The following is a 14,196-nucleotide window of genomic DNA, read 5'->3' on the forward strand; positions in this document are numbered from 1 at the left end:
CAGAGATTCCCGCACCCACCGCCGCCCGGGGTTCCCGTGCGGCGGGGACAAGGAACGTATCCGCATGAGCAAGACCAGCAAGAAGTCGGCCGCCGCGGCGCGCAAGGAGCGCATAGCGGAGATGCGGCGCGCGGAGAGGGCCCGCGAGCGCAGAAACCGCATCCTCACGATCACGATCAGCACGGTCATAGTCGCCGGGCTGGTCGGCTTCGGCGCGTACGCCCTCGACAGCGCCAACGACAAGGAGGAGGCGCAGAGCGCGGCCGCGAAGAAGCCCGTGAAGGGCGAGAAGTCCTGGAACGCGAAGAAGCTGAGCCAGAACCATGTCGCGAAGAGCGTGTCGTACCCGATGAACCCGCCGGTCGGCGGCGACCACCATCAGGCGTGGATGACCTGTGACGGCACGGTCTACACGAAGGCGATCCCGAACGAGAACGCGGTGCACTCCCTGGAGCACGGCGCCGTGTGGGTGACGTACAACGAGAAGGCGGCGGACGCGGATGTGAAGCGTCTCGCCGGCAAGGTCGACAAGACGCCCTACACCCTGATGAGCCCGGTCGACGACCAGTCGGGGGCCATCACGCTGTCGGCCTGGGGCCACCAGCTCAGCGTGGAGAAGGCGTCCGATCCGCGGGTCGAGCAGTTCTTCACGAAGTACGTGCAGGGCGCGCAGACCCCGGAGCCGGGAGCGGCCTGCACCAACGGGGTGACCGGGTAGCGAGGGAGCGGCGCCGGGCTCGTCCGCGAGTCCGGCGCCGCGGACGCTGGTTTTCTGGCAGGCTCGGCTCCGGGCGCACGGTCCGGCGCCGGGCAGGAGATCTGGGATGGAAACGCTCGACTCGCAGGATCCGCTGGCCCTCACGGTGACCGAGGCGATCCGCACCGGTGATCTGCCGACACTCCGGCAGTGCCTCGCCGAACATCCCGGACTGGCCACCGCGCGCATCGTCGAGCAGGACGGTGACGCGGCAGGGAGCCGGAGCCTGCTGCACATCGTCGCGGACTGGCCCGGTCACTTCCCGGGCGGTCCCGCGGTCGTTGCCATGCTCGTGGCGGCCGGCGCGGACCCCAACGCCCGCTTCGACGGAGCCCATTCCGAGACCCCACTGCACTGGGCGGCGAGCAACAACGACGTCCTCGTGCTCGACGCTCTGCTCCAGGCGGGCGCCGACATCGAAGCCCCGGGCGCCGTGATCGGGGGCGGCACCCCGCTCGCCGACGCACGCGGCTTCGGCCAGTGGCGGACGGCGCACCGGCTCGTCGAGCTGGGCGCGCGGACGACGCTTCAAGATGCCGCGACACTGGGCTTGTCGGACCGGGTGAAGGTCTTCGTCGAAGGCCCCGAACCGGCGGACCACGATGCCGTCACCCGTGCCTTCTGGGGCGCCTGCCACGGCGGCCAACTGGCCACCGCCGCATACCTTCTCGAGCACGGCGCGGATCTCGACTGGATCGGCTACGACGACCGGACCCCGCTCGACATCGCCCGCGCCATGGATGCCGACGCCGTGGTCCGCTGGCTGCTCGACCGAGGCGCGAAGGGGCGTGCCGAACTGCCCTGACCCGGGGCATAGAGGCCACTGTGAATCGGCAGGTGCCGGGGATCCACAGGCGCCGGGGATCCACAGGTGCCGGGGTTGGTCAGATGCCGGGCGACAGCAGCCAGGTGAGTACGAGCATCGTCTCCAGATGGAGTTCGGGGTCGGGACAGGTGCCGTCGGTCAACTGGCTGATCTGGCGCAGGCGGTAGCGGACCGTCTGCTCATGGACATGGAGTCGTTCGGCGGTGAGGACGGCGTTGTCGCCGCAGCGGAGATAGACCAGCAGCGTTTCGAGAAGCGGTGTGCGGCGGCGGGGCGGGAGCGCGAGGAGCGGTCCGAGCAGGTTGGCCGCCGCGGCTTCCAGGAGGTCCCCCGACTGGAAGGCCGAGAGGACGGCCACCTGGTCGACGCAGCGCAGCGGCGCTTCGGCCGGCAACGTCCCCCGCTCGACCAGATCAAGGCCGCGCCGCGCCCAGCGCAGCGACACCGCGCCCCGGTCGACGGGCACCACGGGCCCGAGCACCGCCCCCTTGGCCTTCGGGAGCCAACGCGGGCCGGGATCACGGGGGTCGGGCAGGATGAGGAACGGGGCGGCGGGGCTCCGGTCGGCAAGCACCTCGGGCGGCAGGACATGCATCTGCGGATGGTCCCCCGCCGGCAGGGCGAGCACGGCGAGGGTTCGGGGCAGCTGCCACCCGGCGGCCGAGGCCAGCTCGGTGAGCGGCCGTGGCTCATGGCCGGCATCGGCCACCAGGGCGTCGCGCAGCCGGTCCCGCTGTACGTCCAGCGGGTCGCGGCTGCATTCGTCGGCGTATCCGCGCGAGGCCGCCGCGATGGCCGTACCGATCAGGTCGAAGGCGTCCTCGGTGAGGGTCGCCAGTACGGACTCCGGCCACTGCTCCCGGTACGCGTCCTCGATGAGCCGGCGGCACGCCACCCGCCCTGCCAGGTCGAGCGCGTCTCTCAGCACGTCGAGGGGGCGGCCGAGGCGGCCGTGCTGGGCGCCGATGCGCTCGTACAGGGCGATGATCTCGGCGGTGGCGGCGGGGCCGGGCCGGGTCACGTCGTGGATCGAGACGAAACAGCTGACCGTCTGGTCGATGATCTGACGCACCGAATAGCCGTTCGTGCCGTTGGCGGCGTTCGCGTAGTCCGGCAGACCGGTGCGGACGGCCTCCTCCATCTCGTCGACGACGGCCGGGATCTGCCGCAGCAGCATCCGGCGCGTCTCGCCCGGGAGGGGCCCGGTGTCCTGTGGATTGGCGAGGGTCAAGGTGCCTCCCGTGGATTCCCGTGGGGCCCGACAAGCCTGCGGGACCCGTGTGACGTACGCCAGATTTCGCGCGCGAGCGCACGGCGAAACTGTCATGCGCCTTACACTCCAGACCACGCCGACTGACCCTCTCGTGCTAGCAAGGGAGTTGCCACGTGTCAGCTGCCGAGCCGTTCTTATCCAGGCGCCCGTGGCACGATCTGCCTCCGGCCCTCGCCCCGCTGCTGCGCGACCGCCTTCCGGATCTCACCACGGAGATGGTGCAGGCGATCCGCCACGAGGTACGCGGCTACCGGCAGCCGATCGGCTCCGCCGTCGCGCGCGACCTCGCCGAGGCGGTCGGTCTGGCCGCCGCCCAGTTCACCGAGCTCATCGAGGATCCGGACGCGCCCCAGCACCACTATGTCCCGCGCTTCCGACGGCTGGGCAGGCTGGAGTACCTGAATGGGCGCGGCATGGACGGGCTGCAGGCCGCGTACCGGATCGGCGCCCGTGTGGCGTGCCGCCGCTACGCGGACGTGGCGCGGGGCGCGGCGCTGCCGGGGGACATCGCCGTCCCGCTGAGCGAGGCTGTGCTGACGCACATCCACGCGCTGGCCGGGGAGTCGGTAACGGGTTACGAGGCGGCGCGGGCCGGGGCCACCGACGAGGTCCTGCGCAGCCGCCGTGCGCTCGCGGCACGGCTGCTGGAGCGCCGCCACGATCCGCTCGCGGAACCCCTGCCGGACCTCGCCCGCAGGGCCGCCTGGCCGCTGCCGGAACGGATCCGTTGTGTGCTGCTGCCCGCCTCCGGCAAGGTGCCCGGACTCGACGCGGACATCCTTCGGGTGAGCAGGGGCGGTGAGGTGCACCTGGTGGTGCCCGACGACAGGCTGTTGACGGTCTTCGAGGGCACGGGTGCGGCGGTGGGCCCGGCGGTACCGCCGACCGAGGCCTGGGTTTCGCTGCACTGCGCCCGGCTGGCGTGGCGTCTGGGACGGGTCAGCGCCGAGGATCACCTCTCGGAGCTGCACCTGCTGCATGGCTCCCCGATCGGAAGTCTCCTGGCGGATCAGGTACTTGAGCCGATACGAGCCCTGCCGCCGGGCAAGGCCGAACGTCTGACGGAGACACTCGACGCGCTGCTGGCCTCCACCGGGCGTACGGCCCCCGAAGTCGCCACCGTGCTGGGCATCCATCCGCAGACTGCCCGCAACCGGCTGCGTCAGCTGGCCGCCCTGTACGGCGACCGGCTCGACGACCCCGGCTTCCGGTTCGACGCACAGCTGGCGCTGCGCAGCAGGTCACCGCGGCGTTCCGTACTCCCGTGACAAACTTTCGTACGGAATTCAGCAGTTGAGTCAGAAGCGGTACTGAATACCCGTCAGCATGCTCTGGTCGCATGAGACATGCGAGCACCCGTAGCGCGAAACGTATCGGACTCCTCTCCGGCGCCGCCGTCCTGGCCGTGGGCGCGAGCCTCCTCCCCCAGGAGGCACTGGCCGGCCCCGGGGACTACCAGCGGGGCCCCGCGCCCACCGAGCAGTCCATCACCGCTGAGCGGGGCCCCTTCGCCACGGCCCAGACGACGGTCGACGGACCGAACTTCAACAAGGGGACCGTCTACTACCCCACCGACACCAGCCAGGGCACCTTCGGGGCCGTGGCCATCAGCCCGGGATTCGTGTCACCGGAGGCCGTCGTCAGCTGGTACGGCCCCCGCCTCGCGTCCCAGGGTTTCGTCGTACTGACCCTGGAGACCAACTCCCTCGTCGACCAGCCCGACGACCGGGCGACCCAGTTGGTCAACGCCCTCGACTTCCTCGTCAAAGACAGCTCCGTGAAGAACCGTATCGACCCCAACCGCCTGGCGGTGATGGGCCATTCGATGGGCGGGGGCGGTTCGCTCAAGGCGTCGGAGCTGCGTCCCTCGCTCAAGGCAGCCATCCCGCTCATGCCGTGGAACAACGACAAGACCTGGCAGGGCGACAGGGTTCCCACGATGATCATCGGTGCCCAGAACGACGTCATCGCGTCGCCCGCTTCGCACTCGAAGGTCTTCTACGACAGCCTCACCGGCACGCCGGAGAAGGCGTACCTGGAGCTGCGGGGCGCGGACCACATGGTGGCCATCTCCTCGAACGTGACGATCGCGAAGTACAGCATCGCCTGGCTCAAGCGGTTCGTCGACGAGGACGTGCGCTACGAGCAGTTCCTCTGCCCGGCACCGGCACCGAACCAGCAGATCAGCGAGTACCGGAACACCTGCCCGACCGGGTAACTCCGCGCCCGCACCTCCCCGTTGCCCTACGACCCGCCTCGCCCGAGTTCCGCGAGGCGGGTCAGGGCGGGCAGTGCGTCGGCGATCACCTGCCGTTCCTCCGGGGTGAGTTGGGCGATGAGCGGGATCAGATGGCGGGTGCGGTCGTCATGGCGGGAGCGCCCGATCCTCCGGCCGGCCTCGGTGATGTGGACGAGGACGGCACGCCCGTCCTCCGGGTCGGGGCGGCGCTCCACCAGCCCGTCCCGCTCGAGCCGGGTGACCAGCTGGGTGATGCCGGGCTGGCTGATCTGCTCGGTCCTGGTCAGGTCGGTCAGCCGCATCGGGCTGCCCCTGAACGCGAGGGTGTCCAGCACCGACAGCGTCGTGAACGGCAGCTTCTCCAGCGTGGGGAGCCGGATGTAGAAGCGGTTGAAGTTCTCGATCGCCATGGTGAAGGCGTCCGCGTCCAAGCCGTCGTGGGGAGCGTTCGGAGTGTCGTTCACGGCAGAAATATATCGCACACTTATTTAAGCTGCTTATGCTGTGTCATGGAGCCGCCCCGTCAGCGACCCCGCGCCTGCCGGTCGTGAGCCTGCCGGCCGTGAGCCTGTCGACGGGGCGCGTCACACCTGGTCGGCGCAAGGAGAGGGATCCATGACTGTTCGTATCGGCATCAACGGCTTCGGGCGGATCGGCCGCAACGTCTTCCGTGCGGCGGCCGCCCGCGATGAGGACCTGGAGATCGTCGCGGTCAACGACCTCGGCGATGTGGCGACCATGGCCCATCTGCTGGCCTACGACTCGATCCTGGGCCGCTTCCCCGGCGAGGTCGTGGCCGAGCCCGGCGCGATCCGGATCGGAGACACCGCCGTCAAGGTTCTGGCCGAGCGCGACCCCGCCGCTCTGCCGTGGGGCGATCTGGGCGTGGACGTGGTCATCGAGTCGACCGGCATCTTCACGGACGCGGCCACATCCCGCGCGCACGTCGACGGCGGCGCGAAGAAGGTGATCATCGCCGCGCCGGCGAGCGGCGAGGACATCACCATCGTGCTCGGTGTGAACGAGGACGCCTACGACCCGGAGCGGCACACGATCATCTCCAACGCCTCGTGCACCACCAACTGCCTCGGCGTACTGGCCAAGGTGCTGCACGACGCCGTCGGCATCGACTCCGGGATGATGACCACCGTCCATGCCTACACCCAGGACCAGAACCTCCAGGACGCCCCGCACAAGGACCTGCGCCGAGCCCGCGCCGCGGCCCTCAATGTCGTCCCCACTTCCAGCGGCGCCGCCAAGGCCATCGGCCTGGTCCTGCCCGAACTCCAGGGCCGCCTCGACGCCTTCGCCCTGCGGGTGCCGGTGCCCACCGGCTCGGTCACGGACCTGACGGTCGCGACCAGCCGCCGCACGACCGTGGAGGAGGTCAAGGAGGCCTACGCCCAGGCCGCCGCCGGCCCGTACAAGGGTCTGCTCTCCTACACCGAGGCACCCCTCGTCAGCACCGACATCGTCACCGACCCCGCGTCCTGCGTCTTCGACGCGGAACTCACCCGCGTGGTCGGACCGCAGGTCAAGGTCGTCGGCTGGTACGACAACGAGTGGGGCTATGCCAACCGCCTCATCGACCTGTCACTCCTGGTCGGCGGCACCCTCTGATGTCGGCATCCTCCCGTCAGGACTGGGGCGGGCGGTCCCTGCCCTCGGTGCCGAACTCGTCCTTGAGCCTGTCCTGACCGGTGTCGACCCGACCGCTGTACCGGCCCTGGGTCTTGTCGTCCACGGTGTCGCCGGACTTGTCGATCCCCTTGCTCGTCCGGTCCTCGTGGCCCTTCAGCATGTTCTTGATCTTGTCCATCATGGACATGGGACATCCTCCTGATCCGCTCGCCCCCCACTCGTCCAGGGTCACCGCAGGTGGGGGGATTCGCATCCCAGGCAGGATCGGGACACCCCGGGCCTCGGCCCCGAGGGGCCCGGCCCTGGGTGGACGGGCCGGGTCCTACGCCTCAGTACGGCACTCCGGATGGCCCCAGCCGTCGTTGTTCTTGGCGATCGTCGTGCCCGCCGCGTACGGACGGCCGCAGCGGCAGCGGCCGGGGAACTTGGCCTTGAGCGTGCGGGCGGAGGAACCGGAGGCACGCTTGCGCGGCGCCGCGGCCTTGCCGCCCGATGAGGCCTTCTTCGCCGCGGGAGACGGCGGCGGCTCCGGCGACCCCTGCCCACTGCCGGCCGCCTCCTGGACGAACGCGGCCTGGCTCGCGGCCCGATCGGCGAAGTCGTTGAGCGGGTCGCCGCCGACCTGATGCGCGGGGACGTAACGGAAGTCCACCGAGCGGCCCTCCAGCAGCTCGTCGATCCGTACGACGAGTTCCTGGTTGGCCACCGGCTTGCCGGCGGCCGTCTTCCAGCCTTTGCGCTTCCACCCGGGCAGCCAGCTCGTGACGGCCTTCATCGCGTACTGGGAGTCCATCCGGATCTCCAGCGGCACGTCCGGCGGCACGGCGGTCAACAGCCGCTCCAGTGCGGTGAGTTCGGCGACGTTGTTGGTCGCCGTGCCGAGCGGCCCGGCCTCCCACTCGACGGGAGTTCCCGTCCCGTCGGCGATGACCCAGGCCCAGCCGGCGGGCCCGGGGTTTCCTTTCGACGCCCCGTCACACGCGGCGCTTACGCGTTCAGCCATGCGTACGATCATGCCAGCCCCCGCCGCCGGGGGACCCATCGGCCGGTCCGCCATCGCAGTCGGTCCTGAGGCGGGCCGGCGCCGCTCCGGGGAGGCTCGGGCACGGATCACGGTCCGGCGTCGACGCCCGAAACGAGTCCCTCGGAGGCCGCGGGGGGTGAGCTATGTTGAACCCTTGTGGGAGACGAAGGAGGCGCACCGGTGCCATCGCCGCAGCAGGCACGCGCACAGGCGTCTGCGATCACCTCGGGGAAGCCGGTCTCCGAGGCGGAGGCCGCTCCCACCTCACGACTGCGAGCGCTGTTCGACGGCCCTCGGCTCTCTCCCGGGCAGCGACGCATCGCCCAGTACCTGATCGAGCACATCACAGAGGCCGCGTTCCTGTCGATCACGGATCTCGCGGATCGGGTCGGCGTGAGCCAGCCCTCGGTGACACGCTTCGCGACGGCGGTGGGCTTCAGCGGCTACCCCGCGCTGCGGGAGCGGCTTCAGTCGATCGCGCTCAGCGCCCTTGCGAGCACTTCCGACGACAGCGAGGAGGCCCGCCCGAACGAGCTCCAAGCGGCCGTCGACGCGGAGATCGACAACCTGGAGAACCTGCGGCGCGACTTCGCCGATCCGGCGCAGGTGATCGAGATCGGGCGCGCGTTGTCGCGGTCGACGCCGCTGACGGTGCTCGGCCTGCGGATCTCCTGCTCGCTGGCCGAATACTTCGCCTACGCCGCCCGCCGAATCCACCCCGACGTCCGCCTGGTCACGCGGGGCGGCAGTGTCGCGTACGACGCCCTCCTCCAGTCACGCGAGGCGGGCGGAACCTGGGTGCTGGCCTTCACCATGCCGCGGCACGCGCAGGAGACGCTCACCGCCATGCGGGTCGCACGGCGCGCGGGCCTGAAGGTCGCCCTGATCACCGACCTGGCGCTCGGGCCGCTGGCCGACGAGGCCGACGTGGTCTTCGCCTCCGGCACCGGCTCGCGCCTGGTCTTCGACTCCTATGCCGCGCCCGTCGTGATGTCCGCGGCCCTCCTCCAGGCCATGACCGACGCGGATCCCGAGCGCACGCAGGCCCGCCTGGACGACTACGAACAAGTCGCCGAACAACACGCGTTCTTCCTCAAGGACTGAGACCCCTTTCCCCGGGACCGGGGTTCACAAGAAGGTGCGCTCGCCCCTCGCAAGGCACGATTCAAGAGGGTTTCACATGAATTTTTTCATTCCCTTGCGTACCCGACGGTATATATGAATACTTCTCGCTGATCGGGAGATGGGTTCCTGATCAGCCCGGGAAAGGCGCTCCCTTCTCGCATCGGCCCCGGGCGCACTGAACGGGCACCGCTCGCGCACGCCCGTCGGCGGTCCCGGTCATCCCCTAGCCGGGGCCGCCAAGAATCTGACGACCGGCCGGCCGGCCACCTCGGGAAGCGATGACGATGTCCCTGACGTACTCAGCGATCAGCACGGACTGGCCCTGCCAGGTCAAGACGCCCGGTACTCGGGACTGGGAACGTTCGGCGTCCAAGTGGCTGCGTGAACTGGTGCCGGACCGCTACGGCAGCTACCCGCTGCTGATCCGTCAGCCGATCCTGCTCGCCCGCCACGCGCAGATACAGCTCCAGCAGGAGATTCGGGTCGTTCGTACCGCCCTGCACAGCGCGCGGGCCGAACTGCCCGCCCTCGGGCTTCCCGAGTCCGTCATCGAGCACACGATCAAGCTGTACGCCGCGGAACTCACGCAGTTGAACCACATCGCCCGGGGTGTACGCGTCGTCTCCCAGGCCCTGGTGGACAGCGGAAGCGGGCGGCACGGCAACTGAGCCGATCATGTGCGGCCCCGGCGGGTTCACCGCCCTCGGCAATCGTTAGTCTGCCGGGATGCGTGATGGGGGAAGCAGGAGTGACACCGGTGACGACCGTGACGTCGACCGGCCCGAGGACGGACTCGACGAGCTGCCCGCGGATGAAGCGGATGACGCGGATCAAGCGGATGACGCGGATCAAGCGGATGAAGTCGCCGAGCACCCCGCAGACACAGTCGACGAGCGGCCCGCTGGACACGGTGGCCGTTTCGGCCCGCTGAAGCGGCACCGGCGACTCGTCGTCTGCGCGGTCGCGTTGCTGCTCGTCGCCGGGGTGTCCGTCCCCCTCGCCCTCGCCTACTCCGGTGGGGACAAGCCCTGTTGGCAGCTGCCCGCCTCGAAGCGGGCACTCGCCGACGATCCGGCGGCCGCCACCGAGGCGCTCGATCCGGGCGAGGATCTCAAGCGCTTCGGCTCCACCAGGAAACTGCTGGCGCACGAGGAGGTGTGCGGAGACGGCGCGCGCGCTCTCGGCCGCGTTGTGAACGCCGCCACCCGCGCCGCAGGACCGGGTGAGCCGCACACCATGGCGCAGGCACGAAGCGCCTACGCGGTGGCCGCCGCACTCCACGGAGTCGAACTCCCCGACGGGCTGGCGCCGGGCGTGGCACGGATGTTGGCCGAGTACGTGGTGGACGCGGGCCGCGACGACAGGATTTACGACGACCAGGTGACCGGCCCCGCGGTACCCGCCGAGGGGGCCCAGCCCGACGAAGAGGGCTACGTGTGGCTCGGTCGCTTCCTTGCGCCCCGCGAAGCACACGTGACCTTCGGATACGGCGACAGCCTCACGGAGGCCGACCCGGACATCGAGATCCTGGTCTCCGAACTGGCCAAGGACCCCGAGGCGTTCGCGATCCTCTACGACGCCGAGCGCGCCTGGTTCGCGCACTACCTGGAGCGGCTGACCGACGAGGGCGGCAACCCCGACTTCCGCGGTTCGACCGACAAACGCTTCCCGTCGACCGACCAGGACTGGCCCGACAACGACCTCGAGGACCTGTCCGGCCGTATCGGCAACCTCATGAAGTACCGCGCCCGGTACGCGCGAGACGGCACGATCTCCGACCTCGCCGCCTTCGACAAGGCCGTACGCGCGCACACGCGCGGCACGTACCGTCCCGCGCCGAGGCAGCTCGGCACGCGCCCGCCTATGGGCGACATCGCGGACCGGCCGGTGGCCGGACCCGTACGCGGCGACCTGATGGACGGACGGCACCAGCTGGCCACGGTTCTCGCCGGGTGGGCGAAGGAGCGGAACGTGCCGGACGAACGCGCCACGGCGATGCGGCAGTTGCTGGAGGACGGGTACGTACGCGCGCTGTGGCTGATGTGACGGGTCCGGGCCGGCGCCCCCTCAGAAATGGAACCGCAGATCGGAGCAGCCGCGCCGGTTCACCTGATCCTGCGCGAACCGCTTGAGCAACCGCTGCTGGTCCGCTTTGCCGACACCGGGGATGTCCTCGGACCCGCCGAGCGCGTAGTTGGCGGCCTCGCCGTCGCAACGTGCGGTGGCCGTCATGGACCGGAACTCGCCGTTGCCGCCCTCGAAGTTGAGGCGGCTGCTCCAGTCGCCGTACCACGCCACGAACGCCAGCGACTTCTCCGAACCGGACTCCCTGTCCCCGCTGGAGACGTCGCAACGCCCCGTGGGTGCCGCGTTGTTCATTCCGACATCGACCCGCCAGTCCACGCCCTTCGGCAGCCCGGCCTCGGCCACCCACCCGCAGGCTGTGCCCTTGGCCTCCGCCGTGGACAGGGTCTTCGGGTCGTCCTCCGGGTCGGCGGGCACAGCGCCTCCCTTCGGGGCCTTGAGCGGCTCGGCGCCACAACCCAGCCGTTCGGAAGCCGAGTTGGTGAGCGCGATGGCCGCCTCGTACGCGGCGCCAGGCACCCCGCTCAATGTGTCCGTGCCCATCCACGTGCGCACCAGAAGCTTGCGCTGCCGGCCTTCGGCGTCCTCGCCGAGGTCCGGGCAGGGCAGCAGGAGGTTGATGGCGCGGTAATCGTCGATGAACCCGGGGAGCCCGTCGGGCAGAACCCCCTGCCGAGAGAAACCCTCCTCCGGGAAGGCGCCGAAGAACTCACGGTCCTGGTCGTCGCGTCGGGTGTAGGCCTCCATCTCGATGAGCCGCGAGTTCTGGATCTCGTCGCCCTCGATGGTGAGGTCGCACCCATAGGAGCCGAGCCCGTCGCTCTGCCGGGACTCCTCGCTGTCGAGATGCGCGTCCTCGGGCATGAGCCGGTCCACGACGTCCCGGGGCAGCGCCCCGTCGCAGGCGCTCCCGGCCAGCATCCAGTCCCGCGCGTACGGCTCGGCCACATAGCCCGCCACTCCCAGGACCACCGCAGCCGTCACCGACACCTTGATCCATCGCCGCACCGTTTCCGACCCCCGTCACACCGATTTCACGCCAACTCCCGCCCCACCGGCGGACACAGAGCCGGACCCTACTGGTTGCCCACGGAGTCCCCTCCCTCGCCCCTCTCCCCCATCCTCCCGCCCGACCGCAGCCCCATGGCACTCAGTTCCCCCGGAAGAGCACACTGAGTGCCATTTCGTGTCACTCGATGCTAGGTTCCCCACATGAGCGAGGTATCCCGGCCTGGCCAGGCGGCCGATGCGCCGGTTCCGAAGCCGCCGATGCGGGACGCTCTCGTCGCGGCGGCGTTCCAGTTGTTCCTGGAGCGGGGGTACGAGCAGACCACTGTCGACGACATCGTGTCGCTCGCCGGTGTCGGGAGGCGGTCCTTCTTCCGGTACTTCCCGTCGAAGGAGGACGTGGTCTTCCCGGACCACGAGCGCTGTCTGGCCGACATGACCGAGTTCCTGGGCCGGGGCGGCGACGAGGACGATCCGGTCGCGCGGGTCTGCGACGCGGCACGCCTCGTCCTGCGCATGTACGCGGAGAACCCGACGTTCTCGGTCCAGCGCTACCGCCTCACCAGGAAGGTCCCGGGGCTGCGCGCGTACGAACTCTCGGTGGTCTGGCGGTACGAGCGGGCCCTCGCCGAATATCTGCGCCGACGCTTCTCGGGGCGGCGCGACGGGACGCTGCAGGCCGACGTGATCGCCGCGGCCGTGGTCGCGGCGCACAACAACGGGCTGCGGTCGTGGCTTCGCTCGGACGGCCAGAGCGACGCGGGCGCGGAGGTCGACCACGCACTCGCCCATGTGCAGCGGACCTTCGGTCCGACTGTCGTTCCCCCCGGCTCCACTCCGGCTCCCGCACCCACCCACGCCCCCGCCCCCACCTCCTCCGAGGCTCCGGCGGAGGACGTGGTCGTGGTCGTCTCGCGGCGCGGGGTGCCGATGTGGCGGGTGGTCCAGGAGATCGAGACCACGCTGGGGCGCCCCCTCGATTGAGGGTACCGAGTGCCTTTACGGGTGGCACTGCGTGCCATACGCTGAGCTCGTGCACGGCGCGGTGCTCCGCGCACCTTCAGTTTCGCGCACATCAGATTCCGGCCCAGCGCAGGGAGATGACATCGTGTTCCACCGAGGAAACGGGATCGCGGCGGGCGTGCTCGACGCGGAGAGGGCGACCACCCCGAACTCGACCGAAGAGGGGCTGTTCTACCAGCGCTGCCGCTGGTGCGGGACGGCCATGTTCCACCGGCTGCTCTGCCCGGTCTGCGCGGGCAGCGACCTCCGTACGGAACGCAGCTCGGGCCAGGGCGTCATCCGCCACTCCACCACCGTCCAGCGCAACACTCCCGCCGCGCGCAATGTGTCCCTCGTCGAGCTGGAGGAAGGGTTCACGGTGCGCGGGCGAGTACAGGGCCCGCTCATCGCGATCCACATCGGCGGCCGCGTCCAGCTGACCACGGCCGCGGACCCGGTGCGCCGCGAGCCCGTGTTCAAGCTGAGTGAAGAGCCGCACTCGGGCTGGTTCTGACGCGCGCGGGCGGGGACTCGCGGGAACACTGGCAGGGACAGTTGCCCGCGCAGAGCGTGGAGGAACCCATGCACGCCAAGGATGTTCTCGTCGACGCGTACGGTCGCATCCAGGAGGAGGTCCACGCCGTCGTCGACGGACTCTCCGCCGACGATCTCAACGCCCGCCCCGACGACCGGGCCAACTCGATCAGCTGGCTCGTCTGGCATCTCACCCGCATCCAGGACGACCACGTCGCCGACGCCTCCGGCCGCAAGCAGGTCTGGCAGTCGCAGGACTGGGCGGACCGCTTCGGCCTCGGCCTCCCGCGCAAGGACACCGGATACGGGCACACCCCGCAGAAGGTCGCCAAGGTCCGCGTGGACTCGGGCGACCTGCTGGTGGGCTACTACGACGCGGTCCACGAGCAGACGCTCTCCTACCTGCAGGACCTTGACGATGACGAGTTGGACCGCGTCGTCGACAAGAGCTGGTCCCCTCCCGTCACCCTGGGCGTCCGCCTGATCAGCGTCGTCTCCGACGACCTGCAGCACGTCGGCCAGGCGGCGTTCGTGCGGGGGATCCTGCAAAGCCGCTGAGCAAGGCTCGGCGAGGCCCGCGCGGCGCGTGGGCCTCCCTGCCCTGCCTGTGATGTACACCTCAGAAGCAACCCGGCCGCCGACGCCGACGTCTTGATCGACAACGGGAAGGCGCGGCGGCGCC

16 protein-coding genes are annotated in these 14,196 nt (G+C 70.1%); 11 read left to right on the forward strand and 5 right to left on the reverse strand.

Annotation, left to right across the window (positions count from 1 at the left end):
* Nucleotides 1–64 precede the first annotated feature (64 nt).
* Together FE633_RS06165 and FE633_RS06170 are read left to right on the forward strand one after the other, a co-directional pair.
* The gene (locus tag FE633_RS06165) at nt 65–718 is read left to right on the forward strand and encodes a thioredoxin-like domain-containing protein (RefSeq protein ID WP_138044041.1); all 654 of its coding nucleotides are present in this window, start codon (nt 65–67) and stop codon (nt 716–718) included.
* 106 nt (nt 719–824) lie between these two features.
* A complete protein-coding gene (locus FE633_RS06170; RefSeq protein ID WP_138044042.1) occupies nt 825–1,562 on the forward strand; it encodes an ankyrin repeat domain-containing protein in 738 nt (245 codons plus the stop codon).
* Between the two features lie 79 nt (nt 1,563–1,641).
* Here FE633_RS06170 and FE633_RS06175 read toward each other — a convergent pair whose 3' ends face one another.
* Nucleotides 1,642–2,814, reverse strand: coding sequence for a PucR-like N-terminal domain-containing protein (locus FE633_RS06175; RefSeq protein WP_138044043.1), 1,173 nt, complete (start codon nt 2,812–2,814; stop codon nt 1,642–1,644).
* A gap of 155 nt (nt 2,815–2,969) precedes the next feature.
* Between FE633_RS06175 and FE633_RS06180 the strand changes: the two genes are divergently transcribed.
* Both FE633_RS06180 and FE633_RS06185 read left to right on the forward strand, forming a co-directional pair.
* Nucleotides 2,970–4,124: a PucR-like N-terminal domain-containing protein gene (locus FE633_RS06180; protein ID WP_138044044.1), complete on the forward strand. Its 1,155-nt coding sequence runs from the start codon at nt 2,970–2,972 to the stop codon at nt 4,122–4,124.
* A 71-nt stretch (nt 4,125–4,195) separates the two neighbouring features.
* Complete coding sequence (locus FE633_RS06185) at nt 4,196–5,074, forward strand: poly(ethylene terephthalate) hydrolase family protein (RefSeq protein WP_138044045.1); 879 nt, start codon at nt 4,196–4,198, stop codon at nt 5,072–5,074.
* Nucleotides 5,075–5,100: 26 nt separating this feature from the next.
* On the opposite strand, the gene FE633_RS06190 is transcribed toward FE633_RS06185, so the two are convergent.
* Nucleotides 5,101–5,559 carry a MarR family winged helix-turn-helix transcriptional regulator gene (locus FE633_RS06190; protein WP_246113452.1) on the reverse strand — a complete coding sequence of 153 codons (459 nt, stop codon included), beginning with the start codon at nt 5,557–5,559 and terminating at the stop codon, nt 5,101–5,103.
* 151 nt (nt 5,560–5,710) lie between these two features.
* On the opposite strand from FE633_RS06190, the gene gap reads away from it, so the two are divergent.
* Entirely contained in the window at nt 5,711–6,715 is a 1,005-nt protein-coding gene (gene gap / locus FE633_RS06195; protein WP_138044046.1) for a type I glyceraldehyde-3-phosphate dehydrogenase, read from the forward strand.
* A gap of 16 nt (nt 6,716–6,731) precedes the next feature.
* On the opposite strand, the gene FE633_RS06200 is transcribed toward gap, so the two are convergent.
* Together FE633_RS06200 and FE633_RS06205 are read right to left on the reverse strand one after the other, a co-directional pair.
* The gene (locus tag FE633_RS06200) at nt 6,732–6,923 is read right to left on the reverse strand and encodes an antitoxin (protein WP_138044047.1); all 192 of its coding nucleotides are present in this window, start codon (nt 6,921–6,923) and stop codon (nt 6,732–6,734) included.
* A gap of 135 nt (nt 6,924–7,058) precedes the next feature.
* On the reverse strand, nt 7,059–7,751 hold the full coding sequence (locus tag FE633_RS06205) for a ribonuclease H family protein (RefSeq protein ID WP_138044048.1): 693 nt from the start codon (nt 7,749–7,751) through the stop codon (nt 7,059–7,061).
* Nucleotides 7,752–7,940: 189 nt separating this feature from the next.
* On the opposite strand from FE633_RS06205, the gene FE633_RS06210 reads away from it, so the two are divergent.
* From FE633_RS06210 to FE633_RS06220, 3 genes are all read left to right on the forward strand, one after another.
* A complete protein-coding gene (locus FE633_RS06210; RefSeq protein WP_171059823.1) occupies nt 7,941–8,864 on the forward strand; it encodes a MurR/RpiR family transcriptional regulator in 924 nt (307 codons plus the stop codon).
* A gap of 299 nt (nt 8,865–9,163) precedes the next feature.
* On the forward strand, nt 9,164–9,553 hold the full coding sequence (locus FE633_RS06215) for a hypothetical protein (RefSeq protein WP_138044050.1): 390 nt from the start codon (nt 9,164–9,166) through the stop codon (nt 9,551–9,553).
* Between the two features lie 58 nt (nt 9,554–9,611).
* Nucleotides 9,612–10,931, forward strand: coding sequence for a hypothetical protein (locus tag FE633_RS06220; RefSeq protein WP_138044051.1), 1,320 nt, complete (start codon nt 9,612–9,614; stop codon nt 10,929–10,931).
* A 21-nt stretch (nt 10,932–10,952) separates the two neighbouring features.
* Here FE633_RS06220 and FE633_RS06225 read toward each other — a convergent pair whose 3' ends face one another.
* The gene (locus FE633_RS06225) at nt 10,953–11,954 is read right to left on the reverse strand and encodes a hypothetical protein (RefSeq protein WP_138044052.1); all 1,002 of its coding nucleotides are present in this window, start codon (nt 11,952–11,954) and stop codon (nt 10,953–10,955) included.
* 285 nt (nt 11,955–12,239) lie between these two features.
* Between FE633_RS06225 and FE633_RS06230 the strand changes: the two genes are divergently transcribed.
* The 3 genes from FE633_RS06230 to FE633_RS06240 all read left to right on the forward strand — a co-directional run bounded on the left by FE633_RS06230 (nt 12,240) and on the right by FE633_RS06240 (nt 14,072).
* Nucleotides 12,240–12,962, forward strand: coding sequence for a TetR family transcriptional regulator (locus tag FE633_RS06230; protein ID WP_171059829.1), 723 nt, complete (start codon nt 12,240–12,242; stop codon nt 12,960–12,962).
* 124 nt (nt 12,963–13,086) lie between these two features.
* On the forward strand, nt 13,087–13,494 hold the full coding sequence (locus FE633_RS06235) for a Zn-ribbon domain-containing OB-fold protein (RefSeq protein WP_425473150.1): 408 nt from the start codon (nt 13,087–13,089) through the stop codon (nt 13,492–13,494).
* Between the two features lie 68 nt (nt 13,495–13,562).
* Entirely contained in the window at nt 13,563–14,072 is a 510-nt protein-coding gene (locus FE633_RS06240) for a mycothiol transferase (RefSeq protein WP_138044054.1), read from the forward strand.
* Nucleotides 14,073–14,196: the final 124 nt, after the last annotated feature.

The sequence above is a fragment of the Streptomyces montanus genome, from assembly GCF_005786655.1.
In the GTDB taxonomy this organism is placed as follows: Bacteria; Actinomycetota; Actinomycetes; order Streptomycetales; family Streptomycetaceae; genus Streptomyces; species Streptomyces sporangiiformans.

What these genes read in the sequence shown, in the direction of transcription:
- FE633_RS06220 (WP_138044051.1), top strand. Translation starts at nt 9,612, where the DNA reads ATGCGTGATGGGGGAAGCAGGAGTGACACCGGTGACGACCGTGACGTC.
- FE633_RS06200 (WP_138044047.1), bottom strand. Translation starts at nt 6,923, where the DNA reads ATGTCCATGATGGACAAGATCAAGAACATGCTGAAGGGCCACGAGGAC.
- FE633_RS06185 (WP_138044045.1), top strand. Translation starts at nt 4,196, where the DNA reads ATGAGACATGCGAGCACCCGTAGCGCGAAACGTATCGGACTCCTCTCC.
- FE633_RS06230 (WP_171059829.1), top strand. Translation starts at nt 12,240, where the DNA reads ATGCGGGACGCTCTCGTCGCGGCGGCGTTCCAGTTGTTCCTGGAGCGG.
- FE633_RS06165 (WP_138044041.1), top strand. Translation starts at nt 65, where the DNA reads ATGAGCAAGACCAGCAAGAAGTCGGCCGCCGCGGCGCGCAAGGAGCGC.
- FE633_RS06205 (WP_138044048.1), bottom strand. Translation starts at nt 7,751, where the DNA reads ATGATCGTACGCATGGCTGAACGCGTAAGCGCCGCGTGTGACGGGGCG.
- FE633_RS06215 (WP_138044050.1), top strand. Translation starts at nt 9,164, where the DNA reads ATGACGATGTCCCTGACGTACTCAGCGATCAGCACGGACTGGCCCTGC.
- gap (WP_138044046.1), top strand. Translation starts at nt 5,711, where the DNA reads ATGACTGTTCGTATCGGCATCAACGGCTTCGGGCGGATCGGCCGCAAC.
- FE633_RS06170 (WP_138044042.1), top strand. Translation starts at nt 825, where the DNA reads ATGGAAACGCTCGACTCGCAGGATCCGCTGGCCCTCACGGTGACCGAG.
- FE633_RS06240 (WP_138044054.1), top strand. Translation starts at nt 13,563, where the DNA reads ATGCACGCCAAGGATGTTCTCGTCGACGCGTACGGTCGCATCCAGGAG.